We start from the raw sequence: 25,813 nt of genomic DNA, 5'->3' as shown, positions 1-25,813 counted from the left end.
CTCCAACGCAAGCGGGGCGCCCAAGGGCGCCCCGCTTGCGTTTCCGTGACCGGAGGTTTACTGCACGGCGCCGACCATATGATCGACCGCCGCCTGCACCTCGGCATCGGAGAGCGACGTGTTGCCGCCCTTGGCGGGCATGGCGTTGAAGCCGTTGATGGCGTGGCTGTAGAGGGTCTCGGTGCCCTTCTCGAGGCGCGTCGCCCAGGCCTCGGCGTCGCCCTTCACCGGCGCGCCGGCCGCGCCGGTGGCGTGGCAAGCCATGCAGGCGGTGTTGTAGATCGCCTCACCGTCGATGCCGGCCGTGGCAGCCTCGGCGCTGGTCTCGCTTGCGCCCTCGGCACTGGCTTCACCCTCGGTGCTGGCCTCGCCGCTTGCCGAGGCGGACTCGCCGCCGCTCTCCTGAGCGGGCACGTCCATGACCGGCTCGACCAGGTGGGCCACTGCGGCCTGGACTTCCTCGTCGGAGAGGCTCGGGTTGCCGCCCTTGGCGGGCATGGCGTTGAAGCCGTTGACGGCGTGGCTCACCAGGGTCTCGAAGCCCTTGCCGGTGCGCTCGCTCCAGGCGGCCTCGTCGCCGCGGATCGGGGCGCCGGCGGCGCCGGTCTCGTGACAGGCCATGCAGACGTTGTTGTAGATGCCGGCCCCGTCGATGGCGCCGCCCGCGGAGGCACTGCTGTCGCCGCCGCTGGCGGCGGCCATCGCGGTGCCGCAGTCCTCGCCCTGCAGGCAGAGCTCACCCACCGGCTTCAGGCGTTCCGCGATGGCATCGTGCGCCGCGTCGTCCTGTGCAACGGCCATGCCTGTGCTCAGGCCAAGGGCGGCCAGGCACCCCATGATCAGCTTGCTGGATTTCACTCTCACCACCTCTCGACGGTCCTGTCATCGGAATCACGCTCGGCATCACGTCAGACGGTGGACGCCACGGCGCGCATATATAGTGGGCGATAGTATACCGGCATCGCCAACGCCTGGAAAATCCCCCGGATCAAACCATGCTCGGGGCCGGAAGGGAGGGCGGCTGGACAGCGCTCTGGCAGGCGGGTAGGATAGCGCCCGCCTGGCACCCATCGCCAGGCCGTGCGCCCGTAGCTCAGTTGGATAGAGTATCGGCCTCCGAAGCCGAGGGTCGCAGGTTCGAATCCTGCCGGGCGCGCCACGAATTCGAGGGCCTACGACACCGTCGTAGGCCCTTTTCGTTGTCGTGGGGCTTTTTTTCGCGGAATAGCCTTTCTTGTCGCGGGATAGCCTTTCGTCGTCGACGTCCTGACGGACAGGGCCTCAGGCCCCGAGGGAGCGCCCGCCCTCGCTCTCCTCGCGCAGCGCGATCAGCATCGGCTTGAGATCCTCGCCCAGCGACTCGACGGCGGGCCGGGCGAAGTAATAGCCCTGCTGGTGTGTGATGCCCAGGCGCGCCAGCCACAGGGCCTCGTTCCGCGTCTCGACTCCTTCGGCGATCAGCAGCAGGCCCAGGGCGTCGCCCAGCCCCTTCACCGCGCGGATCAGCGCCTGTCGCCGGGTGTCCTGATCGCAGCCCATCACCAGCTCGCGATCGATCTTCAGGCGGTCGGGTTTCAGGTCGGTGAGCAGGTCCAGGTTGGCATAGCCGTTGCCGAAGTCGTCGAGCGCCGTGGTGAAGCCCATGGAGCGGTAGCTTTCGATGATTCGGTGCAGGTGGCGCCGGTCGCTGACCCGTTCCGTCTCGGTGAACTCGAAGGCCAGCCGGTCGGTCGGCCACCCCACGCGCTGGCACACATCGAGGGTGGCCTGGATGCACGCCTCGGGCTCGTAGACCGCATTGGGCAGGAAGTTGATCGACAGCTTCTGGCGCAGGCCGAGTCGGCTGGCAAGCTCGATGGCGCGCACGCGGCAGGCCTGGTCGAAGCGGTAGAGCAGGTCGCCGTTCACCTGGGAGAGCACGCTCCAGGCTGACTCCCCGCTGGGGCCCCGCACCAGCGCCTCGAAGGTGGTGACGCACGCCTCACGGATATCGACGATCGGCTGGAACGCCATGGTGAAGTCGAAGGGCAGCTCCCCCTCGCAGCGTCCACAGTGCCCCTCTACTCTTGCGCAGTGGCTCATATGTTGTCCTTGGTGTCTGGTGCCGGGGCGTCAGGGGTCGCGGGTGAGCAGCAGCTCGACACGGCGGTTGGCGGCGCGCCCGGCGCGGGTATCGTTGCTTTCCAGCGCCTGGGTATCGGCGTAGCCGATGGCCCGCAGGCGCGCTTCCGAAAGGCCGCTCTTGACGAGGTGGCGCAGAACCGAGATCGCGCGGTCGGTGGAGAGCTCCCAGTTGGAGGGGAAGCGACGCGTGGCGATGGGCACGTTGTCGGTATGCCCCTCGACCGAGATGCGGCCGTCGAATGTCTGAAGCGTCTCCACCATGCCCTGCAGGACCCGGCGCCCGCCCTCTGTCAGGCGCGCCTGGCCGCTGGCGAACAGCAGGTTGTTGTCGATGCGTAGCGTGATGCCGCCCTTGCCCTCGGCGACGCTGACGCCCTCCATCTCGAGTCCCTTGAAGCGCGGCTGCAGGCCGTCGTGGCGGGGTTTCAGGCCGGCGGCCTGGGGCGCCATGCCGCCGGCGACCGCCAGCGAAGCCGAGTACGCCGCGGGTGACACGGCCTGGCCGCCGTACTGGCCGCCGCTCTCGGCCTGGCCATTTCCCGCCATCGAGAGCAGCAGCACGAACAGCGTGATCAGCAGGGTCAGGACGTCCAGATAGCTCATCAGCCAGCTTTCGCTGTCGCCCTCTCCCTGGCCGGGGGGACTGAGCGCCTCGCTGATGTCCCGGTTATGCATGCTGGCCCTTCTCGCCGCGATCCTTCCCGCCTTGCTCCTGCTCAGCGCTATTGCGAAGTTCGGCGGGGGACTGCGGGTCGCGGATCTCATCGTGGTAGTTGGCGACGAAGGAGTTGAGGGTCTCCTCGATGAAGGAGGGCAGGCGTCGCTTGGTGATCAGCGAGATACCCTCGAGCACCATGTTCATGGCGATCAGACGCTCCTCGGTGCGCCGCTCGAGCTTCACGGCGATCGGCTTGAACACCAGGTTGGCCAGCAGGATGCCGTAGAAGGTGGTGAGCAGCGCCACCGCCATGCGCGGGCCGATCACGTGCAGGTCCCCCGCCTCCATGACCTCCAGCATGTTCACCAGACCGACCAGGGTGCCGATCATGCCGAAGGCCGGCGCGTAGGTGGCCATGGTGCGAAAGATCTGGGCCTCGGCATGTTCCCGCGCCTTGAGCCGGGAGATCCGCCAGCGCAGCAGATCGAAGATCTCCTCTTCCTTGGTGTTGGCGATCACCAGCTGGATGCCGGTGCGCAGGAAGGGGTTGCGGGTGTGCTCCAGGGCCTTCTCCACCGAGCGCACGTCCCCCTTGAGCCACAGTCGGGAGAGGTCGACCAGCTCCTTGATGTCGTCGCGGATATAGGTGTTCTCGCGCCGGAAGACGATGGCCACCAGACGCACGACCCGCAGCACCTCCTTGAGGGGATAGCTGATGAAGGTGGCCGCCAGCGTGCCGGCCACGACGATGGCGAGCCCCGGCAGGTTGATGAAGCTTTGCGGGGACTCGGCGGTGAAGAACAGGACGCTGGCAAGGAGCACGCAGCTGGCCAGTATGCCGATCAGTGTCGATGGGTTCATTCTCGGCTCCGGACCGTAGAGGGTAGGGAAATACAGGTATTATCGGACGCCGCGCAGGATACTTTAATCTTGCCGCATCGCAGCACGCACAGTCCTTCGGCGGGGTGATATTCTTCGCATCATAAAATCTAATGATGATGATTCTCCACCATCTGTTTGGCAGGCATCAGTCACAGGGAGTGATAGCGCATGACAGGCCAGGGCGTGACGGAGCGTTTCACCATTGCACTGCATCCGATTCACGATGCCGACTACCGCCATGTGGCTGATCGGCTCGTCTATCAGCACCATGACGAGGATGACGAGGACCCGGTCGGCCACATGGCGAGGGCGCTGAGCGCGGTGCTCTACGAGCTGGATGAGCATCGACGGCTGGCCTCCCGGGCGCTGCACATCGAACTGCCCGGCGAGTGGCTGATGCGCCCGGAGCTCTTGCCGACACCGCCCGAGCAGATGATCATCGGCCTGCCGGCGAGTCTCGAGATCACCCCGGCGGTGATCGATCGCCTTGAGCGGATCGCCGAACGGCAGTACCGTATCGCCGTGCCCGATCCCGTGGGTCATCCCATGGAGACCGAACTGCTGGCCATCGCCGACATCGTCGAGATCGATGCCTCCGTCCCGCTCGACCGCAAGCGTCTTCACGCCCTCAAGGCGCGGGGGCATCGGCTGCTGGCGGAGCACATCCAGGACCATGAACGGCTCGAGCAGTGCCTCGAGGCCGGCTGTGACCTCATCAATGGACGCTATCTTTCCCAGCCGCAGTATCAGGCCTCTCGGCCGCGGGGTCGCCACGGCAATCGTGCCGCCCAGATGCGGCTGATCAACGAGCTCTACCGCGAGGACGCCGACCTGCCGCGCCTCCACGACCTGCTGCTGCAGATGCCGCACCTGCACGTCGCCATCCTGCATCGCGCCAACTCGAGCCATTTCGGCCAGCGCCAGCCGTCGTCGGATCTCAGGCGGGCGATGCAGGTGATCGGACTCAACGAGCTGCGCCGACTGGTGATGACGATGTCGCTGGCCAGCAACCTGCCGTCATCGCGAATCACGGTGCGCCTGGCGTTGACCCGAGGCTTCATGTGCCAGAACCTGGCCGAGCCCTTCCGCAACATCGATCCCGAGGATGCCTTCACCACGGGCCTGTTCTCGATGATGGGGGCCCTGCTCGAGGAGGATCAGGCGACGCTGCTGGCCCGGGTGCCGCTTTCCGACGCCATTCAGCGCGCCCTTGCTCGCCACGAGGGGCCTCTCGGCGCCATCCTGGCGCTCTGTGAGGAGCACGAGGACGCGCCCGGCGAGCATCCCCCCGAACATCCGGCCGAACGGCTTCAGGCCTGCTATCTCGATGCCCTGGAGAAGACCGCGGCGCTGATGGGGCGACTCTAGGACCCCTGGCGATCGTCTCCGGTCTCTCGCCTCCTGGCGCTCACCGAAGCGTCGGCGTCAGCCGTTCTCGGCGAGTCGAACCCGCAGGCGGCTGACCGCCTGGCTGTGCAGTTGGCAGACCCGGGATTCCGACACGCCGAGCACCGCGCCGATCTCCTTCAGGTTGAGCTCTTCCTGGTAGTAGAGGGCCATGAGCAGCTTCTCGCGCTCGGGCAGCTCCTCGATGGCCTCGACCAGCCGCTGGCGTTTCTCCTGATCCAGCAGCTGCGAGAAGGGGCTTTCCAGGGCGCGGCTCTCGAGCCGCGACTCGCCGCCCTCGGCCATCAGCTCCTCGAAGGGCAGCAGCTGACCGCTGTTGGTGTCGTTGAGCAGGCGCCGGTAGTCGGCCAGGGGCATCTCGAGCGTCGCCGCGATCTCCGTCTCCTCGGGCGCGCGCCCCAACTCCTGCTCCAGCCGCCGCACGGCGGCGTCCACGGCTCGGGCGCTGCGCCTCACGCTGCGCGGCAGCCAGTCCCGGCTGCGCAGCTCGTCGAGCATGGCGCCGCGGATCCGCTGATTGGCGAAGGTCGCGAAGCTGGCGCCCTGTCCCGCATTGAAGCGGCCCATGGCCTCCAGCAGTCCCACGGTGCCGGCCTGGATCAAGTCGTCCAGCTCGATGCTGGCGGGCAGCCGAACCTGCAGGGCGAGTGCCTGGCGGCGCACCATCGGCAGGTACTCCGTCAGCAGTGCGCTCTGATCGATCTTCCCTTGTGCGGTATACATCCTCGTGCCTCACAGCTGGCCGGCAGCCACCCGCGCTTCGGGGTGGCGTTGCCGGATTCGGTTTTACCGATGGTTCACGATCACCTGCAGCCCGCCGACCCTGATCGGATCCTCTCCCCGGGGCAGCGAGAAGTGAAACGCCAGCGGCGCATCGGCTGGCAGCCCGGCCAGCGCGCGGGTGGTGCCGCGCATGGCGGGCAGCGCCACACAGCCGGCCGGGTGGCAGAGCCGGGCGTTCAGGGCGCGGCCCGGCGGCAACCGGTAGCGCCAGGTGATGCTGGTGATGGCCTCGCCCTCGGCTGTCATGCCGCCCGGCCGCAGGGCGGCGGACACCGTATCGCGCCCGATCACGCTGACGCGCAGCGCGGGGGCCTCGGCGATCCAGCTGCCGGCGGCCTGAAGCTCGGTGCTGGCAACGGCCAGCAGCAGCGCCAGGGCCGGCCAGCATCGACGGTCGGGGCGCGGGGCGAATCTTCTCGAGGGCCTCATGACGCCATCACCAGCAGATCGATGCCCAGGTAGCGCCAGGCCGCCTGTTGCAGGTTGTTCAAGAGCCCCCGGCGGGGCAGGTCGGGGGCGTGCACGGCCAGCAGCCGGCGCGGCCCCTGTCGCTCGTGAAGCCGGCTCAGCAGCGCGAAGGCGCGGCGAAAGGCGTCCGGATCGCTGCCCACCCACAGCGCCCAGCGTGACTGCTGGGTCAGCAACAGCGGCAGGTGCGGGCTGCTGATCGCCAGGGGCACCACCCGCCACTGCGCCGGGTCGTTTACCCAGCGCAGCCCCTCGGCCGCCCAGTGCTCGAGCAGCGTCATGACCCGGCCGGCCTGGTCGGGAGAACTGCCCGGTAACCCGACTACCACCAGCGTCCTCGGCGGCGCCCCGTTGGTGTTGGCGCGAGGTGCGGGGGCCTGTGCGCCTGGCGAGGCAGGGCCGCGTTGCGCGCCGGCCCACTGGCGGAGGCCCGCCGCCTGGTCGAACGCGCTCACTCGATGTTCTCCACGCTGGCAGCGCCCAGCTGGCGCATGGCGTCTCGCGCGCTGAACAGCGTCAGCAGCGCCTCGAGCAGCGCGGTGTCGCGGCGGCGACGGCGGCCGCCCACCAGGCCCAGCAGCTCCGCGCGCAGATCCTGGCCGGCCTCGTCACCGATGTGCTCGAGGTGGCTGGCCTGGGTCGCGATGCCGGCAGCCAGCAGCAGGCGCAGCTCGGGGCGCGTCCGGGCGGGCAGCAGCTCCACCAGGCGCTCCTCGGCGCGCCGTGTCTGCTGGGCGACTCCTTCCGCCTGGAGATAGCGCAGCAGCAAGGGCACGGCATCCTCGGGGTGACGGCAGGTCGTCAGCCAGAAGCGTCGTCCCAGCGCGTCGCCGCTCTCGGGATCGCTCAGCTCGGCGAACCAGGCTTCAAGGGGCGTCTCGGAACCCTGTTCCCTGCGTGGGTTCGGGGCGGCCGTGACGCTGAGCCGTGACAGCGCGACGCGGCACGGCTGGCCGCGCAGGCGCGCCTCGACCGTCGTCGCGGGGGTCGCCAGCGCGGCCAGCTCAGAGAGCGCGCGACGCTCGCCGCCGTGACGGACTCTCTGGCCGGCGCGGACCTGGCTTGACCAGATGCTCTCGCCCTCGCCCTCGCCCTCGCCCTCGCTCTCGCTCTCGCTCTCGATCAGCCACCGCCAGGTCTCGGCATCCGGCAGGCCGGGCAGCAGGTGCACCCTGACACCCTGCTCCGCCTCGGCCCGGATTAACCGATTGAGCGGGCCGGCGCTCTGTCGGTGCTGCAGGTCCGGCAGTGCCAGCCAGTGGCCGTGGGCGTCCAGGCCGAGGTCGGGCATCGCCCAGTTGCGGCCCTTTAGCGGGCGCCGCGGGGCCCAGAGCATGGCCACGCGCGCCTGTTGTTCGGCCGCTCGTTCGAGCAGGGCGTCCAGGCGCGGGGCCTGCAGCTCCTCGGGCAGCGCGGTAAGATCCCAGGCCGCCTCGAGGTCGGTGACCCCGGCCAGCCCGCGACGCAGCCCGCTCAGGGCGGAAGAGAGCTGCCGCCCCTGTCCCAGCAGGTCGCTGGTCGTCGCCCGGGGGCGGGGTGTCGCCGGCGCCTCATCCAGCGGCAGGGGCGAGCGGGTGGCGAGCGCCTGAATGGCCAGTGCCCGGGGATCGGCCAGGGCGAGATCCTCGGGGACGCGCTGGCCGTGGGAGACGAAAGCCAGGCGCAGCCCATGGCGCAGGACCGTCTCGATGGCGGGCGCCAGGCGGCCGGCCTCGTCCTGCTTGGTCAGCAGGCAGTCGTTCAGTTCCGACCCGGCGGCGCGGGCGGCCTGGCCATAGCGGCTGGCCACCTCCTCCAGGGTCTCCGGCTGGCTGGCCGCGTTGAGCAGCAGTACCATCCGCACCCGAACGCGCCCGCCCTGCAGCTGGGCGATCTGCTCGATGATGCGGTGATCGCGCTGGCTCATGCCCACGGTGTCGATGATCACCCAGCGCCGTCCCCGGAGCAGCGGCGCCAGGCTGTCGATCGGCTGGTCGGGGGCCAGGGCATGCATCGGAATGCCGAGGATCTCGGCATAGATGCGCAGCTGTTCGTGGGCGCCGATGCGGAAGCTGTCGGTCGTGATCAGGGCGACCCGATCGGCGCCGTGGCGCTGCACGAAGCGCGCCGCCAGCTTGGCCGTGGTGGTGGTCTTGCCCACCCCGGTGGGACCGACCAGCGAGACGATGCCGGGCGGCGAAAAGAAGCCCTCCTCCTCCTCGAGGACCGCGAGTCGCGACGCCAGCCGGCGCTGCAGCCAGGCCAGCGGGCGCTCGTCGTCGCCCTCGGCAGCGTCGAGCTCGGCCGGCAGGGCGGCCAGCAGCTCGTCGGTCAGGGCCTCGCCGAAGCCGGCTTCGCGCAGCAGGCGCTTCAAGCGCGTGCGGCCGTCGCGGGCCGGCGCGTGACGCGTCTGCTCGCGGGCCAGCAGGGTGCGCATGTCCTGCATCTCACGCAGCAGCTGCTCGCTCATGGCGTGCAGCGCCTGTCCATCGACCGCCGCCTCGCCGGTCGGCAGGGCGGGCGCGGCGGCAGGCGAAGGCGGGGGAGTCGACGGGGCCGCCGGTGAGGGCGCCGGCGCGGCGGTCATGCCCTCCACGGCGTCGTCGGCCATGGCGAGGATCTCGACGCCCTGCTCGGTGTGCCGGTTGGCCAGTATCAAGGCATCGTCGCCGAGCGACTCGCGCACCTGGCGCATCGCCTCTCGGCTGGTCTGGCCCACGAATCGAATCACGCTCATCTATCAGCGACCTCCCACTACGGTGGTGACGCGCAAGGTGCGATCGTCGGGAATCTCGGCCTGGGACATCACCGCGAGATGGCGCAGGCGGCGGCGCAGGAAGCGCGCGAGCATCGCCCGCAGGTTGTGCTGCACCACCATCACCGGCGGCTCGCCGCTGGCCTCGTGGCGCTCGAGCGCCTGTTCGGTCTGGGTCATCAGCGTATCGGCCAGGCCGGGCTCCAGGGCGCCGTTGCCGTTCATCGCCTGGGTCAGGATCTGCTCGAGCTGGCTGTCCAGGCCGATGACCTTGAGCTCGTCGCGGCCGGCGAACCACTGCTGGGTGATGCCGCGGCCCAGGGCAACGCGCACCAGCGCGGTGAGCTCATGGGGATCCTGCTGCTGCGGGGCGTGCTCGGCCAGGGCGTCGAGGATGGTGCGCATGTCGCGGATCGAGACCTCCTCCTCGAGCAGGTTCTGCAGCAGGCGCTGCAGCACCGTGAGAGAGATGGCCTTGGGCACGATGTCGTCCACCAGTCCCGGCTGCTCTTCCTTGAGCTTGTCGAGCAGCTTCTGCACCTCGGCGCGGCCGAGCATCTCGGCCGAGTGGCGGTGGAGCAGGTGGTTGAGGTGGGTGGCCACCACGGTGCTGGCGTCCACCACGGTGTAGCCGTAGACCTGGGCATGCTCGCGCTGGCTGCCGTCGACCCAGATGGCCGGCAGGCCGAAGGCGGGATCCTGGGTCGCCACGCCCTTGAGCTCGCCGGTCACCTGGCCCGGATCGATGGCCAGCCACTGCCCGGGGAAGGCCTCGGCGCGGCCGATCTCCGCGCCCTTGAGGGTCAGCAGGTAGGCGTTGGCGCCGAGTTCCAGGTTGTCGCGGATGTGCACCACCGGCGGCAGGAAGCCGACCTCCTGAGCAAACTTCTTGCGTACGCTCTTGATGCGACCGAGCAGCTCGCCCTGCTGGCGGGCATCCACCAGCGGGATCAGCCGATGGCCCACCTCGAGGCCCAGGGTATCGACCAGCTGCACGTCTTCCCAGCTGGCCTCCGGGGCCTCGGGCGAGGGGGGCGCCTCGGTGGCGATCTCCTTCTCGACCAGGCGGCGCTCCTTCTGGCGCATCAGCCACCAGGCCAGCCCGCCCAGCAGCGCCGTGAAGATCAGGAACACCAGGTTGGGCATGCCCGGCACCAGCCCCAGCAGGCCCATCACCGCGGCCGCCAGGATCAACACCTGGGGATTGACGAACAGCTGGCTGATCATCTGCTGCCCGACGTCCTGGTCGGTGGTGACCCGGGAGACGGTGACGCCGGCGGCGGTGGAGATCACCAGGGCGGGAATCTGGGCGACCAGGCCATCGCCGATGGTCATCAGGGTGTAGGTGCGCGCCGCGTCGGCGAAGCCCATGTCGTGCTGGAGCATGCCGATCAGCAGGCCGCCGATCACGTTGACCACCATGATCACCAGGCCGGCCATGGCGTCGCCGCGCACGAACTTGCTGGCGCCGTCCATGGAGCCGTAGAAGTCCGCCTCCTGGGAGACGTCGCTGCGCCGCTGCCGCGCCTCGTCCTCGCCGATCAGCCCCGCGTTGAGGTCGGCATCGATGGCCATCTGCTTGCCCGGCATGGCGTCGAGCATGAAGCGGGCGCCGACCTCGGCGATGCGCCCGGCGCCCTTGGTGATGACCATGAAGTTGATGATCACCAGTATCAGGAACACCACCAGGCCCACGGCGAAGTTGCCGCCGACCAGGAACTCGCCGAAGGCCTCGATCACCTTGCCCGCCGAGTCGCCGCCCTGGTGGCCCTCCATCAGGATGATGCGGGTCGAGGCGACGTTGAGCGACAGTCTCAGCAGGGTGGTGAACAGCAGCACGGCCGGGAAGGCGGCGAAATCCAGAGGCTTCTGGGTGAACATGCTCACCAGCAGCACCATGATCGCCAGGGCGATGTTGAACGTGAACAGCAGGTCCAGGATGAAGGGCGGCAGCGGCAGGATCATCATGGACAGGATCATGAGGATCAGCAGCGGGCCGGCCAGCAGCTTCATGGGCACGTGGGCCATCCAGTCGCGCTGGCCCAGGTATTGGTTCATCAAGGCCTTCATGGACGTGCCTCATCAGTATCGGCGTCGCGTGCCGGAACCTCGAGAGAGGCCGGCACCGGAAGATTCTCGGGAGAGGGCGGGGCTTCGCCGCCCTCCTTGGCTGCGCGTTTCAGGCCGAAGGCCCAGGCCAGGACCTCGGCCACGGCGGTGAACAGGTCGGCCGGAATCTCGGCGTCGAGATCCACGTGGTGATACAGCGCCCTGGCCAGCGGAGGCGCCTCCAGCCGGGGCACGCCGTGCTCCTCGCCGACCTCGCGGATGCGAGCGGCGACCTCGTCGGCGCCCTTGGCGATGACCCGCGGCGCCGACATGCCGGTCTCCTGATACTGCAGCGCCACGGCGTAGTGCGAGGGGTTGGTGATGATCACGTCGGCCTCCGGCACCTTGCTCATCATGCGGCCGCGCGCCATCGCCTGCTGCTGCTGGCGAATGCGCCCCTTCACCTGAGGGTCGCCCTCGGACTCCTTGTGCTCGCGCTTCACCTCGTCCTTGCTCATGCGCAGCTTCTTGGCGTGGCTCCACAGCTGGTAGGGCACGTCGATCAGGATCACCACCAGCAGGGTCAGCACCATCAGGCCGCAGGCCTTGGCGGCCATCCCCATCGCCTTGGCCAGCGCCTGCTGGATCGGCTGATCCATCAGCGCCATGAAGTCGCCGCGGTTCAGGTAGAGGAACGTCACGGCCACGCTGCCCACCAGCAGCGACTTGGCGATCGCCTTGGCCAACTCCACCAGCGCCTGGACGCCGAACAGGCGCTTCAGGCCCTTGGCGGGGTTGAGCTTCGATAGCTGCGGCTTGAGCGACTTGGCCGAGATCAGCCAGCCCCCGAGCAGTGCCGGGGCGACCAGAGCCACCACCGTCAGAAGCAGAAACAGCGGCATCAGGGCGTAGAGCGTGCGCTCGCCGAGGTCCAGCGCGGTGGTGAGCATCGGCGTGGTGTGAAGCGCCTGGCGCCGCTCGAACAGGAAGGCCTGCTCCATGACCACGCCCAGCTGGTCGTAGAGCAGGCCGCCCATCGACCAGAGCCCACCGACGCCGGCCAGCAGCAGCATGAAGGTGGCCAGCTCCCGGGAACGGGCGACCTGGCCCTCCTCGCGCGACTTTTCCAGTCGTCGTGGCGTGGCCTCCTCGGTCTTTTCCTGGTCGCTGTCTTGGTCGGCCATGGCCATTCACCGGGCAGTCGTGCGGACCCTGGCCATTGTGTCGCTGGGGGGGAAGGGGTGATGCGTCAAAAAGGGCCGGTAATCGCGGTCTTATCCGCGACTCTCGGCCCGATCAGGAGCGGGGTGGGAAGGGGTTAGAAGCCGAGTTCGTCCAGCAGGTCGTCGACCTGGTCCTGGCCGGTGACGATGCCTTCTGCCTCGGGCTTGACCTGAGGGCCGTTCAACAGGCCCTCCTCTCGGCGCCGTTCATCGTTTTGCCACTGGTCCGTGGCGCGCTTCTGGAGATCCTCGCGTGCCTTGCCTTGAGGCACGGCATCGATCAGCACCTGCACCAGCTGATGCTCGATCTCGCGGATCACGTCCATCATCTTCTTGATCACCTGGCCGGTCAGGTCCTGGAAATCCTGGGCCATCATGATCTCGAGCAGTTCCTGGTTGGTCGCCTGGGTCCGCTGGGGGACGTCGCCCAGGTACTGCCGGGTATCCTGGACCAGCTCGCGCGCCTCGTCGAGCTCCTTGGGCTCGGCAAACCACTCTGCCCAGCGCGCATCCAGCGCCTCGGCCCGGTCGCTGAGATCGTCCTGCAGCGGCTGGGCCCGGTCGATGGCGTTGAGCGCGCGCTCGGCTGCCTGCTCGGTCATGGTCGCCACGTAGCTGAGGCGATCACGGGCATCGGGGATCGCCTCGGCCGCCCGTTCGATCTCCTTGTCGAGTCCCAGCTCGCGCATGTTCTCGCGCAGCATGCGCGTCAGCTGCCCGATCCGCTGAACCAGCTCGTCGCTGGCCTCCTGCGGGGGATCCTGGGACGGCGTTTCGTTGCTCATCATCCTCGCTCCTTGGTGCCGGGCCTGCCGGCCGCCTTACATGCCCAGTTTTTCGAAGATCTTGTTGAGTTTTTCTTCCAGGGTGGCCGAGGTGAAGGGCTTGACGACATAGCCGTTGGCGCCCGCCTGGGCCGCCGCGATGATGTTCTCCTTCTTGGCCTCGGCGGTCACCATCAGCACCGGCAGTTCCTTGAGGTCGTCGTCGGCACGGATCTGCTTGAGCATCTCCAGGCCGTCGAGGTTCGGCATGTTCCAGTCCGAGACCACGAACTCGAAGCCCCCGGCCTTGAGCTTGTTCAGGGCGTCCTGGCCGTCCTCGGCCTCCTCCACGTTGGTGAAGCCGAGCTCCTTCAACAGGCTGCGCACGATGCGGCGCATGGTCGGGAAATCATCCACCACCAGGATGCTCATGTTCTTGTCTGCCATCGGATATCCTCTTTCAGTCGTGGCATATGCGGGGCCGGCACGTCGGTGCCGACCGCTGTTAAATCAGACGAATCAGAATTCTTCCCACTCTTCCTCGGCGGCCGCCTGGCGCGCGGGCCGTGCGGGAGAAGAAGGTGCTGCGGGGGCGGCGGGCGGCACATCGCGCTTTGGCGCCGCCTCGGGCCGTGGCGCCCCGCCGCTGGGCGCGGTGCTCTGCTGGCCCTCCGTCAGCTTGAAGACCGCCACCGCCTGCTCGAGGCGGTCGGCCTGCTCTTCCAGCGAGGCGGCGGCGGACGAGGCCTCCTGCACCAGCGAGGCGTTCTGCTGGGTGACCTGGTCCATCTGGCCCACGGCCTGGCTGACCTGCTCGATGCCGTCGCTCTGCTCCTGGGAGGCCGCCGAGATCTCGTCCATGATGTCGGTCACCCGGCGCACCGAGTTGACCACGTCCTGCATGGTCTTGCCGGCCTGCTCGACCAGCGCCGAGCCCTCCTGCACCTGAGTCACGGAGCCGTCGATCAGTCCCTTGATCTCCTTGGCGGCGTCGGCGCTGCGGCTGGCCAGGTTGCGTACTTCCTCGGCCACCACGGCGAAGCCGCGGCCGTGCTCGCCGGCCCGGGCCGCCTCCACCGAGGCGTTGAGCGCCAGGATATTGGTCTGGAAGGCGATGGAGTCGATCACCCCGGTGATGTCGGCGACCTTCTGGGAGCTGCCGGCGATACCGTGCATGGTCTGCACCACCTGCTCGACCACCTGGCCGCCCCGCTCGGCGGTCTGGGTGGCCTCCTGGGCGAGGCCGTTGGCCTGGCGGGCGTTGTCGGCGTTCTGCCTAACGGTGGCGGTGAGCTCTTCCATGCTCGAGGCGGTCTGCTCCAGGGAGGCGGCCTGCTGTTCGGTGCGCGAGGAGAGGTCGTTGTTGCCACCGGCGATCTCGCGGCTGCCGACGTGGATGGAGTCGGTACCGTCACGCACGTCGCTGACGATGCGAATCAGGCTCTGCTGCATGTCGCGCATGGCGGTGAAGAGCTTGCCGATCTCGTTGCGGCTCAGCACCCGGATCTGGCCGGAAAGGTCGGCCTTGGCGATCCTCTCCAGGGTTTCCACGGCGGTCTGCAGGGGCGTGATGATGATCTTGCGCAGGCCCACGTAGATCATGCCCACCAGCAGCGCCACGAGGGCCAGGAGGGCCAGCTCGATGCGCTGGAGCAGGGTCTCGGTGTCGTGGTACTCGGCCAGCATCGTGGCGCCGCGCTCATCGGCATAGCGGAAGAACTCGGTGATGGCCGCATCCTGGGCGTTGGCCGGCGTCTCCATCTGTCCTCGCAGCGCGTTGAACTCGGGCGTGTCCCACTGAGCGAGGGCCTGGTACTGCTGGCGGGCCAGGACGAGCATCTGGTTGAAGGTCGACTCGACCCGCTCGCCGAGCGCCTCGCCCTGGGAGGTGCGCGGCACGCCGGCGAAGGCCTCGAAGCGGGCCTCGGCACGCTCGAGCTGATTCAGCGCCGATGCCTGGCGCTGGAGGGCCCTGTCCTGCTGGCCCAGCATGGCGTAGTTGGCGGCCGTCTCGAGATCCAGCAGGGTGCCGGTCAGCAGGGCATCGGCTCGGCCGATCTCGTTGAGCTGGGCCACGTTGATCTGGTCGAGGGTCTTCAGAGCATCGTTGGCCGCCCGGCTGGTCAGCTGCCCCATGATGGCCACCGCGGCGATGAACGCCACGAAGCAGGCCAGGACGGCCACTATGGCCGCATGAATGCTGATGTTACGCAAGAGACGTGTCATGCCGGCGTTTCCTTCTGAGTTGGCATCGGGCGCCTGCCCGATGACGTTGCGCGTCCTGGCGTCTATACCCGCTGGGCGCGTCCCGAAGCCGCCGCCAGGGAGAGCAGGCGGGGTGCGATCTCTTCCAGTGGCAGCACCTCGGCCGCCGCGCCCAGGGCGACGGCCTCGCGGGGCATGCCGTAGACCACGCAGCTGGCTTCGTCCTGAGCGAGGGTGGCGGAGTTCGCCTGGCGCATCTCCAGCAGGCCCGCGGCCCCGTCCTTGCCCATGCCGGTGAGCAGCACGCCGATGGCGTTGCGCCCCGCCTGGGTGGCGGCGGAGTGGAACAGCACATCCACCGAGGGGCGGTGGCGGTTGACCGGCGGACCATCGTCGAGGCGGGCGACGTAGTTGGCGCCGCTTCGTGCGAGCTTGAGGTGGGCGTCGCCGGGGGCGATATAGGCGTGACCCGGCAGGATGCGTTCGCCGTCGACGGCCTCCTTGACGCTGATCTGGCACAGGCGGTCGAGGCGCTCGGCGAACGAGCGGGTGAAACCGCCCGGCATGTGCTGGGTGATCAGGATCGCCGGACTGTTGGCCGGCAGCGGCTCGAGCACCTGGCGAATCGCCTCGGTGCCCCCGGTGGAGGCGCCGATGATGATCAGCTTCTCGCTCGACACGATGGGCGCCTTGAGCGGCTGGGGGCCGGGCGCGCTGGGGCGGCGCGCCTGACGGGGGCGCGAGCGCGCCGCGGCGCGCAGCTTCTCGGCGATCTCCGTGGCGTACTCCAGCATGCCGTGGCGGATACCCAGCGAGGGCTTGGCCACGAAGTCCACGGCGCCCAGTTCCAGGGCACGCAGCGTGATCTCGGAGCCTGACTGGGTCAGCGAGGAGACCATCAGCACCGGCATGGGACGCAGGCGCATCAGGCGCTCGAGGAAATCGAGGCCGTCCATGCGCGGCATCTCCACGTCCAGGGTCAGGACGTCGGGGTTGTGCCGCTTGATCAGGTCGCGCGCCACCAGGGGATCGGGGGCCACGGCCACGACCTCCATGTCGGGCTGCTGGTTGATGATGTCCGTCAGCAGGTCGCGTATCAGCGCCGAATCATCGACACACAGCACCTTGATGGGGTTGGCGCTCAAGGGGTCGTCTCCTGTTGTCTTGGCGGTCTGTGAATAGGCCGCCGAGGCTAACCGTGCAACGTCTATCGGCTCGCGGGGGCAAGACTTTAACGTTCAGCGCCCGGGCGTGCGGACGTAGACCGTCTGGCCGCGCAGCCGGAAGGCATCGGTAATGTAGGAAAAACTCTCGGAGTGGCCGGCAAACAGCAGGCCGTCGGGCTTTAGCAGCGGAGCGAAGCGCTCGAGGATCCGCTTCTGCGTGGTCTTGTCGAAATAGATCATGGTGTTACGACAGAAGATCGCATCGAAGGGGCCGCTCACCGGCCACTGGGGCGCGAGCAGGTTGAGCGGCTGAAAGTCGATCATCGCCGCGACCTCCGGGCGGATGCGCGCGAAGCCCCTGTGGGCCCCCTTGCCGCGCTGGAAGAAGCGTTTGGTTCTCGCCTCGTCGAGCTTGCACACCTGCTCGAGCGGGTAGATGCCGGCCCGGGCCCGGGCCAGGGCTTCGGTGTCGATGTCGGTCGCCACCACCTCGGCCTGAGTGGCGCGCGATCCCAGCGTCTCCATCAGGGTCATGGCGATCGAGTAGGGCTCCTCGCCGGTCGAGGACGCGGCGCACCAGATGCGCACCTTGCCCTGACGCGAACCCACGTGATCGGCGAGCAGGGGGAAGTGGTGCGCCTCGCGGAAGAAGGCCGTGAGGTTGGTGGTCAGGGCGTTGGTGAAGGCCTCCCACTCGCGCGCCTCGGGCTGTCGCTCCAGGCGCGCCAGGTAGTCGGCGAAGCGAGTCAGGCCGTGGTGGCGCATCCGCTTCGCCAGGCGACTGTAGACCATCTCGCGCTTGTGCTCGGCGAGCACGATGCCCGCCCGCTGATAGATCAGCTGGCGGATCCTGGAGAAATCGGCGTCGGTCAGCTCGAGATCGCGCTCGAGCCGACTACCTCCCCAGCCGCTCTCCTCCGCGGGCATGTCGATGCTTCGGGGCTCGTTCAAAATTCCTCCCACTCCTCGACGGTCTCTGACTGGCGCGGCGAATGCCGGTGCGCGGCCTCACGACCAGAGGATGTTGATGTGGCGGGGGGCTCGGCGTGCGTGCGGCGCTCCGCCAGGGAGGGCGCTCGCTCCATGCCTGCGCCGCGCAAACGGAAGGCGGCGATGGCGTTGCCGAGCAGGTCGGCCTGCTGTTCGAGTTCGCTGGCGGCGCGCGCCGAGGCCTGGACCCGTTCGGCGTTCTGCTGGGTCACCTGATCCATCTCCACCACGGCCTGGTTGATCTGGCCGATGCCGTTGCTCTGCTCCTCGGAGGCGGCGGTGATCTCGCTCATGATGTCGTTGACCCGGGTGGAAGCCTCCATGACGGCACTGAGAGAGGTCTCCGCTCGACGCACCAGCTCGGCACCGTCGTCGATCTGGCGGGCCGAGCCGTCGATCAGCTCGCGGATCTCGCTGGCGGCGTCGGCGCTGCGGCCGGCCAGCTTGCGCACCTCGCCGGCGACCACCGCGAAGCCGCGGCCCTGTTCGCCGGCGCGCGCGGCCTCCACCGAGGCGTTGAGCGCCAGGATGTTGGTCTGGAAGGCGATGGAGTCGATGACGTTGATGATCTCGGTCATCTTGCGCGAGCCCGCGGTGATCTGACCCATGGTATTCACGACCTGGTGCATCAGCTCGCCGGTCTCCTGGGTGCGCTCGGCGTTCTCGGAGGCCAGGCCGCTGGCCTGACGGGCGTTGTCCGAGTTGTGCTGCACGGTGGTGGTCATCTCCTCCATGCTCGAGGCGGTCTGCTGCAGCGAGGCGGCCTGCTGTTCGGTGCGCGCGGAGAGGTCCTCGTTGCCCGTCGCGATATCCCGTGCGGCCGGTGTCACCACGCGGATGCCGCCGTTGACGTCGCCGACGATGCTGCCGAGGCTCTTACGCATGATGTCCAGCGTCTCCATCAGGCGACCCAGCTCGTCGCGACGGCGCGGCGGCACGTCGGCGGCGAGGTTGCCCGAGGCGATCTGCAGGGTGAAGGCCTGGGCATCGCGCAGCGGGCGCAGAATGGCGCGCAGGGTCAGCGCACCGATCACGATCAGCGCCAGCAGGCCGATGGCCAGCATGCCGGCCTGGGCCATCAGCATCTGCTGTTGGCCCTCTCGGGCTTCAGTGGCCAGCAGGGCCGCGTCGGTCTGCTTGCTCTCGATGAGTGCGTTGACCTCGTTGGAGAGCTCCTCCCCCATCGCCTGCATCTCCTCGATGTGCGGCGGCAGGCTGGTGAACATCTCGAACTTCTCCTCGGCCTGGAACAGCGCGATGGCACCTCCCAGGCCCTCCTCGAGATAGCGGTTGAGGTCTTCGTCGAAGGCCTCGGCGGCTCCCCCCTGGTTGACCTCGCGGGCCCGATAGTCGCGCCACAGCGCGGCTAGCGACGCCTGAGCCGCCTGCAGTCGATCGGCATGCTGCTCCTTGTTCTCGATGAGCTCGAAGCGCTTGCCGCGGGATAGCGACTGATAAGTGCGCGTGGCGAGCTGATCGATCTGCTGCAGCCGGGCCACGTCCTGCAGGCCGTCGCGATCCAGGGCCTGGAGGCGCTCGCCGGAGACCTGCAGCCCGTAGAGTCCCATGGCGCCGCTCGCCGAGAGCAGCAGGCCTGCCACCACCACCATGGTCACCACGCGGGCCCGCAGGCTGAGCAGGTTGAGACGCCCCAGGCGACCGATCAGCCCGCGACGGCGCAGCTGGCCGTGATCCAGGGTGAAGTGCCGGTTCTTGCCCTCGCGGATCAGCGCATAGGCCTTTTCGGCTTTCTCGATCGCCTCGCGCGTGGGCTTGACCCGGACCGAGGCGTAGCCGACGACCGTGCCGTTCTCGAGCACCGGCGAGACGCTCGCCTCCACCCAGTAGTGATCGCCGCTCTTGTGACGATTCTTGACCAGCCCTTGCCAGTGCTCTCCGGCCTCCAGCGTCTCCCAGAGGTTCTGATAGGCCGCCTCCGGCATGTCCGGGTGGCGCACCAGATTGTGGGGAGCACCGATCAGCTCCTCGTGGCTGAAGCCGCTGACCTCGATGAAGGCCGGGTTGGCATAGGTGATGCGACCCTTGAGGTCGGTGCGCGAGATCAGGTAGTGCTCGTCTTCGAGCGGGCGCTCACGCTGGGTAACGGGCTGATTGTTTCGCATGCAATATCCTTTGCTAAGCCAAATGGATAGGTGTTTTAGTTTTTATAGCCTGCCTCCCGTCACTGGAGGCACGTGGCGCCGGTGTGTGTCAGAAGGATTCCCACTCGTCGTCGCGCGCCTTCCGGCCGTCGTGCTCCTGAACCGCGGCGGGACGTTCCGGCTTCTGGGCCTGCATCAGCGACGGCATCCAGCGAGCCAGATCGCTGGTCGCGTCGGCGTCTTGCGGGCGGCTCTCCTCGGCGGCCTGCGGATCGATCCGAAAGCGTGTCACGGCGACCCTGAGCTGGCTCGCCTCGTCTTCCAGCCGGTTGGCCGCGTTGGCCGCCTGCTGGACGAGCTCGGCATTCTGCTGGGTGACCTGGTCCATCTGGGTAACGGCCTCGTTGACCTGGGAGATGCCGTTGCTCTGCTCGCTGGAGGCGGCGGCGATCTCGTCCATGATGTCGCTGACCCGCTGCACAGCCTGGACGACCTCCTCCATGGTCTGGCCGGCCTGATCGACGCTGGCGGTGCCGGCATCGACCTGCTGCACCGAGGCCTTGATCAGGCCGCGGATCTCGCTGGAGGCATCGGCGCTGCGGCTGGCCAGGCTGCGAACCTCCTGGGCGACGACGGCGAAGCCGCGGCCGTGCTCGCCGGCTCGCGCCGCCTCCACCGAGGCGTTGAGCGCCAGGATGTTGGTCTGGAAGGCGATGGCGTCGATGGTGCCGATGATTTCCGCCACCTGGTGGGAGCCCTTGCTGATCCGGTGCATGGTCTCGACCACCTCGCCGACGACTTCGCCGCCCTGCCTCGCGGTGCGGGTGGCCTCGGCGGCTAGCTGGCTGGCCTGCTGGGCGTTCTCGGCGTTCTGTCCCACGGTGGAGGAGAGCTCTTCCATGCTGGAGGCGGTCTCCTCCAGGGAGGCCGCCTGCTGTTCGGTACGCGAGGAGAGATCGTTGTTGCCGCTGGCGATGCTCTGGGAGCCCTGGTAGATGGCATCGCCGCTGGTGCGCACCCTGCCCACCGTCTCGGCCAGCCCGTGCTGCATCTGCTCGAGCGAGGCGTAGAGCCGGCCGATCTCGTTGTCGCCCAGCCGCGGAATCGTCTGGGCGAGATCGCCTTTCTCCATGCGCTCGAAGTAGCCGACCAGTCGTGCTAGGGGGCGAATGACGTTGACGGTCACGCCCCACAGCACCCCAACGATGGTCAGGGCGGCGACCACCAGGGCGGCGATCATCAGGAGCTCGAGGAGGCTGACCTGCTCGAAGAAGTTGCCATACAGGGCGCGACCGTTCTGCTCGGCGGCGACGAAGAAGGTCACCGCGTCGTCGTAGAAGCGCTGGGTAAGTGTCTCCACTTCGTCGTTGAGGATCGAGAAGGCCTCGGCGCTGCCCTCGGCAAGCGCCTGCTGCTGGGGACGCAGCCCCTCGTTCATCAGCGCCTTGAAGCTCTCCTCGACGGCAGCGATTCTTGCCTGCTGCTCCGGCTGGCGCGGCAGGGCGAGGAATTCCTGGAGAGTCGTTTCGATCCCGGCGAAGGTCTCGGTCAGTGCCGCGGCCTCGGCTTTTACCGCTTCCCGCTCATCCGGCCAGACGGCCTGGCCAAGGCGCGCGTGGAGATTGCGCAGTTCCATCTGCGCGAACAGCATCTGCGCATTGGCTCGATTCAGCGTGGAGGCCTGGTCGACGTTCACCTCGTTGAGGGTGCGCAGCGAGTCTTCGCTATAGCGCACGGTATAGAGCCCGAGACTGCTCAGGACCAGGATCAGCGCGGCGAAGACCGCAAGCACCAGGCTCCAACTGACCCTGACGGTCATGTTGTCGAGAAGCTTCACGTGATTCTCCTGTTGTCGGGCGGCGTCCGGCCGCCCCGGTGATCGAAGGGCCGTTCAGGCCTCGGCCGGCTCGCGGGCCTCGCGCACGCGCTCGGCGGGCAGGGCGCTTGGTGCGTCCTGCTCGCCGCGTGCGAGGTCGACGCGGAAATGCGCTACCCGCTCGCGCAGGCGCTGCGCCTGGGTCGTCAGGTGTCGGGCGGCGGTGGTATTGCCTTCCACCAGGCCGGCGTTCTGCTGGGTCATGCGATCCATCTGGGTGACGGCCACGCCGATCTGCTCGATGCCCTGGCTCTGCTCCCGGGTGGCGGTGGAGATCTCGTCCACCAGGCCGCTGAGCTGGCTGACGTCTCGGGCCATGCCGGCGATCAGCTCGTCGGTCTCCTTGACCCGACGGGTGCCCTCGACGACCTTGGCGTCGGAGCGTTCGATCAGCGCCTTGATTTCGCGGGTCGCCGTGGCCGAGCGGCTGGCCAGGCTGCGCACCTCTTCGGCCACCACGGCGAAGCCGCGGCCATGTTCGCCGGCGCGCGCCGCCTCCACCGAGGCGTTGAGCGCCAGGATGTTGGTCTGGAAGGCGATGGCGTCGATGGTGTCGACGATGGTGGTCATCTGGGTGGCGCTGTCGTTGATCTCGTTGATCGCGCCTACCACGTCCTCCATCGCCGAGCGGCCGCCGGCGGCGTTTGCGGAGGTGTCGCCGGCCAGTGTTCGAGCACGCTCGGTGTGCTCGGCGTTGTGGTGCACCGTGGTGGTCAGCTCCTCCATGCTGGAGGCGGTCTCGGCCAGGGCCGCGGCCTGCTGTTCGGTGCGCGTAGCCAGCTCGTCGTTGCCCGCGCCGAGCGCGACCATCTCGGTGTTGACGGCGTCGCTGTCGCGATGAATCTCGCCGATGGTGGTGGCCAGGGCACGGCGCATGCGCTCGATGTCGTAGAGCAGGCTGCCGGTGTCGCCAGCGCGCAGCCGCACCTCCCGCGTGAGGTCGCCGTCGGCGATGATCCCCACCGCTTCGGCGGCATAGCGCGGGTCGCCGCCCAGGGCACGCGTCACACCGCGGATCACCATCACCATCAGCAGGCTCACCGGCACGCCGATGACCAGCAGGGCCAGCAGCGTGCTGGTCAACGAGGAAACGAAGGCGGCATTGATGTCGTCGATGTAGACGCCGGTGCCGACGGTCCAGCCCCAGGGGGCGAAGCGCTCGTGGTAGGAGGACTTCGGGGCGGGCTCGCTCCCCTCCTCATGGGGCCAGAGGTAGTCGACGTAGCCGTCGTCCTGAGCGACGTCCTCGGCGAATTCGCGGAACAGGTAGCGGTCCTCGACGTTCTGGAAATCGCCGACCTCGGTGCCCACCGGCAGGCGCGGATGGCTGAGCAGGGCGAAGTCGTCGTTGAAGATATAGAAGTAGCCGCGACCCTCGTCGTAGCGCATGTCCTTGATCAGCGATGCGGCCTGCGTCTTGGCCGTCTCGCGGTCGATGTCACCAGCCGCGACTCGCTCGGCCTGGCCCTCGAGGGTCGACATTGCCAGGTCGATGTAGACCTCGAGAGCCGCGCGCCGCTCTTCGAGCATGGTCTGGCGGGTCTCCCAGGCGCTCCAGCCGACCATGAGTAGCATGGCCAGCCAGATGAGTCCGAGCGATCCCCACAGCTTTTGTGTTGTTGTCAGTTGCCGCATTGTGCCGTTCCCTCGCGGGTCGTTAGATCATCGAGTCATGATTAGGTGAGCCGGACGCGCCTCACTCGCCGACGGATTCGACCAGGGCCATCTCCTCGCTGGTCAGCAGCTTGTCGATGTCGACCAGCACCAGCATGCGATCCTCGAGACTGCCCAGGCCGCTCAGGAAGTCGGAGGAGAGGGTCACGCCGAACTCCGGGGCGGGCTTGATCTGCTCGGGGGTAAGGGTCATGACGTCCGAGACGCCATCCACCACGATGCCCACCACCCGCTCGCCGACGTTGACCACGATCACCACGGTCTGGCCGCCGTACTCGACGGTGTCGAGGTGGAACTTGATGCGCAGATCGACGATCGGCACGATGATGCCGCGCAGATTGGTCACGCCCTTGATGAACTCCGGGGCATTGGCGATGCGCGTGACATTCTCGTAGCCGCGGATCTCCTGCACCTTGAGGATGTCGATGGCGTACTCTTCCTCGCCCAGCGAGAACACCAGGAACTCGCGGTTGTGGGCCTCGGATGCGGCGTGGTCAGCGTTGCGTGTCAGGCTGGTCATGATGGTTCTTCCTCCGTGCGGAACAGCGTTGAGTGATCGGTGGTGGCGCGCTGAGGGCGTCGCGCCTCCTTCTTTGCCCGGTTCAGGCGATGCATGTCGGCGATGTCGAGGATCAGCGCCACGCTGCCGTCGCCCAGGATGGTCGCCGCCGAGACGCCCGGCACCTTGCGATAGTTGGTCTCGAGGTTCTTCACCACCACCTGCTGCTGGCCGATCAGATCGTCCACCAGCAGGGCATAGCGGCGCCCCTCGCCCTGAACGATCACCGCGATGGTCTCGTTGAGCTCGGTCTTGGCGCCCTCCACGTCCAGCGCCGAATGCACGGCCACCACGGGCAGGTACTCGTCGCGGACCTTGAGCACCACGTCGTCGCCGGCCATGGCATAGAGGTCATCGCGGGAGGGCTGCAGGGACTCGAGCACGGTGGAGAGCGGCAGGATGAAGACCTCCTTGCCGACCTTGATCGACATGCCGTCGAGGATCGCCAGGGTCAGCGGCAGCACGATGCGCGTGGTGGTGCCCTGGCCCTTGCGGGACATGATCTCGACGTGGCCGCCCATGCCCTGGATGTTGCGCTTGACCACGTCCATGCCCACGCCGCGCCCGGAGACGTCGCTGACCTCCTTGGCGGTGGAGAAGCCGGGGGCGAAGATCAGCTGCCACACGTCGTCGTCGCTCATGGTGTCGGAGACCGATAGGCCGCTGTCGCGGGCCTTGGCGAGCAGCCTGTCGCGATCCAGGCCGGCGCCATCGTCGATCACCTCGATGAGGATGTTGCCGCCCTGGTGCTGGGCCGAGAGGGTCAGGCGCCCGGTGCGCGGCTTGCCGGCCGCCTCGCGGGTGTCCGGGTCCTCGATGCCGTGATCCAGGCTGTTGCGCACCAGGTGGGTAAGCGGGTCGATGATGCGCTCGGTGAGGCTCTTGTCGAGTTCGGTGGATTCGCCCTCGGTGACCAGCTCGACGTCCTTGTCGAGCTTGCCCGCCAGGTCGCGCACCAGGCGCGGGTAGCGGCTGAACACGTAGTCCATGGGCACCATGCGCACCGACATGACCGCTTCCTGGAGGTCCCGGGCATTGCGCTGCAGCAGGCTCATGCCGTTGAGCAGGCCGCCGTGGGTGATGCCGTCGAGCTCGCTGACTGTCTGGTCGAGCATCGACTGGGTGATGATCAGCTCGCCTACCAGGTTGATGATCTGGTCGACCTTGTCCACCGAGACCCGGATCGAGCTGGACTCGCCGCCGGCCTTGGCCTTCTTCGCCTTGGGCTTGCTGCCCTCCTGCTTGCTCTCTTCTTTCTTGTTCTCTTCCTTCTTGCTTTCTGCCTTCTGGGCCTCCGCCTTCTTGGCGTCGGCGGCGCCTGCCGCGTCGCTTGCTGATGAGGCGGCGACGGCCTCGGCGGCTTCCGGCGGCGTCGGTGAGGCACTTGGAGCGGCCGGCGCTGCCGCGACGGGCTCGATCTGCAGCTGGTCGGGCTCGACGATGAAGCACATCACCGCCTCGATGTCGTCACGGCCGGTCGCGGTGAGCAGCGTGACCTCGTAGCGGGCCTCGTCGCCATGCTGGTCCTGCACCGTGCCGAGCTGCCCCAGCTCCTCCACCAGCAGGCCGCGATCCTTCTCGCCGACGTTCAGCAGCGCCACGATCAGCGTCTGCTCGCCGCTCGCGGACTCGGTGGTCTGACTGTCCGCGGGCGTGCTGTCCGGCGTCGGTGCTGGCTCGGCCTGTGCCGCGGGAGCCGCGTCGGCGACGCCAGGCGTGCCGCTGGGCGCCTCGAGCTCCTGGCCGATCTCCTCGCGAGCCAGCTGCTGCAGGGTCTGGCAGATTCGAGTGAAGGCTTCCTGATCGGGCGCTTCCTCGTTGCGATAGGCGTCCAGCTGGTCGTGGAGCATGTCCTTGGTTTCCAGAAAGGTATCGACGATGTCCCGGCGGAGCGTCAGTTCCCCGCGGCGCGTGTGGTCGAGCAGGTTCTCGAAGAGGTGCGTGGTCTTTTGCAGCACGTCGAAGCCGAAGGTGCCGGCGCCCCCCTTGATCGAATGCGCGGCCCGGAAGATCGCGTTGAGCTGTTCGGCATCCGGCGCCTCGAGGTCGATCTCGAGCAGGTGGCGCTCCATGTCGGCGAGCAGCTCTTCGGCCTCCTCAAAGAAGGTTTCATAGAAATCGGTGATATCCATGCGCGTGTCCCCACCCA

General features: G+C 68.1%; 21 protein-coding genes and 1 tRNA gene. 2 read left to right on the top strand and 20 right to left on the bottom strand.

Going from position 1 to position 25,813, the window contains the following annotated elements; translation table 11 throughout:
• Positions 1-57: 57 nt before the first annotated feature.
• The gene (locus BM388_RS05695; protein WP_245781468.1) at positions 58-801 is read right to left on the bottom strand and encodes a c-type cytochrome; all 744 of its coding nucleotides are present in this window, start codon (positions 799-801) and stop codon (positions 58-60) included.
• 281 nt (positions 802-1,082) lie between these two features.
• Here BM388_RS05695 and BM388_RS05690 point away from each other — a divergent pair.
• Positions 1,083-1,159: transfer RNA gene (locus tag BM388_RS05690), tRNA-Arg, on the top strand.
• A gap of 122 nt (positions 1,160-1,281) precedes the next feature.
• On the opposite strand, the gene BM388_RS05685 is transcribed toward BM388_RS05690, so the two are convergent.
• From BM388_RS05685 to BM388_RS05675, 3 genes are read right to left on the bottom strand one after another with little or no spacing between them, the layout of a single operon-like run.
• Positions 1,282-2,082 (bottom strand): EAL domain-containing protein, encoded by an 801-nt coding sequence (locus BM388_RS05685; RefSeq protein ID WP_089848088.1) that lies wholly within the window; start codon positions 2,080-2,082, stop codon positions 1,282-1,284.
• 30 nt (positions 2,083-2,112) lie between these two features.
• Positions 2,113-2,799 (bottom strand): OmpA/MotB family protein, encoded by a 687-nt coding sequence (locus BM388_RS05680; RefSeq protein WP_089848086.1) that lies wholly within the window; start codon positions 2,797-2,799, stop codon positions 2,113-2,115.
• Positions 2,792-3,643: a motility protein A gene (locus BM388_RS05675; RefSeq protein WP_089848084.1), complete on the bottom strand. Its 852-nt coding sequence runs from the start codon at positions 3,641-3,643 to the stop codon at positions 2,792-2,794. The genes BM388_RS05680 and BM388_RS05675 overlap by 8 nt, the downstream gene beginning before the upstream one ends.
• Before the next feature lie 189 nt (positions 3,644-3,832).
• Here BM388_RS05675 and BM388_RS05670 point away from each other — a divergent pair, with 189 nt between their 5' ends.
• Entirely contained in the window at positions 3,833-5,032 is a 1,200-nt protein-coding gene (locus tag BM388_RS05670) for an EAL and HDOD domain-containing protein (RefSeq protein ID WP_089848082.1), read from the top strand.
• 57 nt (positions 5,033-5,089) lie between these two features.
• Here the strand turns inward: BM388_RS05670 and BM388_RS05665 are convergent, their stop codons facing one another.
• The 16 genes from BM388_RS05665 to cheA all read right to left on the bottom strand — a co-directional run bounded on the left by BM388_RS05665 (position 5,090) and on the right by cheA (position 25,796).
• Positions 5,090-5,794, bottom strand: a complete 705-nt coding sequence (locus tag BM388_RS05665) for an RNA polymerase sigma factor FliA (protein ID WP_089848080.1) — start codon at positions 5,792-5,794, stop codon at positions 5,090-5,092.
• 63 nt (positions 5,795-5,857) lie between these two features.
• Complete coding sequence (locus tag BM388_RS05660; protein WP_089848078.1) at positions 5,858-6,283, bottom strand: flagellar protein FlhE; 426 nt, start codon at positions 6,281-6,283, stop codon at positions 5,858-5,860.
• A complete protein-coding gene (locus BM388_RS05655) occupies positions 6,280-6,777 on the bottom strand; it encodes a hypothetical protein (protein WP_139233897.1) in 498 nt (165 codons plus the stop codon). The genes BM388_RS05660 and BM388_RS05655 overlap by 4 nt, the downstream gene beginning before the upstream one ends.
• The gene (gene flhF / locus BM388_RS05650) at positions 6,774-9,038 is read right to left on the bottom strand and encodes a flagellar biosynthesis GTPase FlhF (protein WP_089848074.1); all 2,265 of its coding nucleotides are present in this window, start codon (positions 9,036-9,038) and stop codon (positions 6,774-6,776) included. Before flhF ends, BM388_RS05655 begins: the two co-directional genes overlap by 4 nt.
• A gap of 3 nt (positions 9,039-9,041) precedes the next feature.
• A complete protein-coding gene (gene flhA / locus BM388_RS05645; protein WP_390882395.1) occupies positions 9,042-11,114 on the bottom strand; it encodes a flagellar biosynthesis protein FlhA in 2,073 nt (690 codons plus the stop codon).
• 8 nt (positions 11,115-11,122) lie between these two features.
• Entirely contained in the window at positions 11,123-12,289 is a 1,167-nt protein-coding gene (gene flhB / locus BM388_RS05640) for a flagellar biosynthesis protein FlhB (RefSeq protein ID WP_089848126.1), read from the bottom strand.
• Positions 12,290-12,423: 134 nt separating this feature from the next.
• Positions 12,424-13,116, bottom strand: coding sequence for a protein phosphatase CheZ (gene cheZ / locus BM388_RS05635; protein WP_089848070.1), 693 nt, complete (start codon positions 13,114-13,116; stop codon positions 12,424-12,426).
• Between the two features lie 33 nt (positions 13,117-13,149).
• Positions 13,150-13,539: a chemotaxis response regulator CheY gene (gene cheY / locus BM388_RS05630; protein WP_089848067.1), complete on the bottom strand. Its 390-nt coding sequence runs from the start codon at positions 13,537-13,539 to the stop codon at positions 13,150-13,152.
• Between the two features lie 72 nt (positions 13,540-13,611).
• Positions 13,612-15,318 carry a methyl-accepting chemotaxis protein gene (locus BM388_RS05625; RefSeq protein WP_089848065.1) on the bottom strand — a complete coding sequence of 569 codons (1,707 nt, stop codon included), beginning with the start codon at positions 15,316-15,318 and terminating at the stop codon, positions 13,612-13,614.
• Positions 15,319-15,380: 62 nt separating this feature from the next.
• The gene (locus tag BM388_RS05620) at positions 15,381-16,442 is read right to left on the bottom strand and encodes a protein-glutamate methylesterase/protein-glutamine glutaminase (RefSeq protein WP_089848063.1); all 1,062 of its coding nucleotides are present in this window, start codon (positions 16,440-16,442) and stop codon (positions 15,381-15,383) included.
• 93 nt (positions 16,443-16,535) lie between these two features.
• A complete protein-coding gene (locus BM388_RS05615) occupies positions 16,536-17,390 on the bottom strand; it encodes a CheR family methyltransferase (protein ID WP_089848124.1) in 855 nt (284 codons plus the stop codon).
• Between the two features lie 20 nt (positions 17,391-17,410).
• Positions 17,411-19,576: a methyl-accepting chemotaxis protein gene (locus BM388_RS05610; protein WP_089848061.1), complete on the bottom strand. Its 2,166-nt coding sequence runs from the start codon at positions 19,574-19,576 to the stop codon at positions 17,411-17,413.
• A gap of 88 nt (positions 19,577-19,664) precedes the next feature.
• Positions 19,665-21,392, bottom strand: a complete 1,728-nt coding sequence (locus tag BM388_RS05605) for a methyl-accepting chemotaxis protein (protein ID WP_245781467.1) — start codon at positions 21,390-21,392, stop codon at positions 19,665-19,667.
• Between the two features lie 54 nt (positions 21,393-21,446).
• Positions 21,447-23,066: a methyl-accepting chemotaxis protein gene (locus tag BM388_RS05600; protein WP_089848059.1), complete on the bottom strand. Its 1,620-nt coding sequence runs from the start codon at positions 23,064-23,066 to the stop codon at positions 21,447-21,449.
• Positions 23,067-23,127: 61 nt separating this feature from the next.
• Positions 23,128-23,625, bottom strand: coding sequence for a chemotaxis protein CheW (gene cheW, locus BM388_RS05595; RefSeq protein ID WP_089848057.1), 498 nt, complete (start codon positions 23,623-23,625; stop codon positions 23,128-23,130).
• Positions 23,622-25,796 (bottom strand): chemotaxis protein CheA, encoded by a 2,175-nt coding sequence (gene cheA, locus BM388_RS05590; RefSeq protein ID WP_089848056.1) that lies wholly within the window; start codon positions 25,794-25,796, stop codon positions 23,622-23,624. Before cheA ends, cheW begins: the two co-directional genes overlap by 4 nt.
• Between the last annotated feature and the right edge of the window lie 17 nt (positions 25,797-25,813).

It is taken from the genome of Halomonas saccharevitans (genome assembly GCF_900116405.1).
Lineage (GTDB): Bacteria > Pseudomonadota > Gammaproteobacteria > Pseudomonadales > Halomonadaceae > Halomonas > Halomonas saccharevitans.
This window is presented reverse-complemented; position numbering and strand designations above follow the sequence as displayed.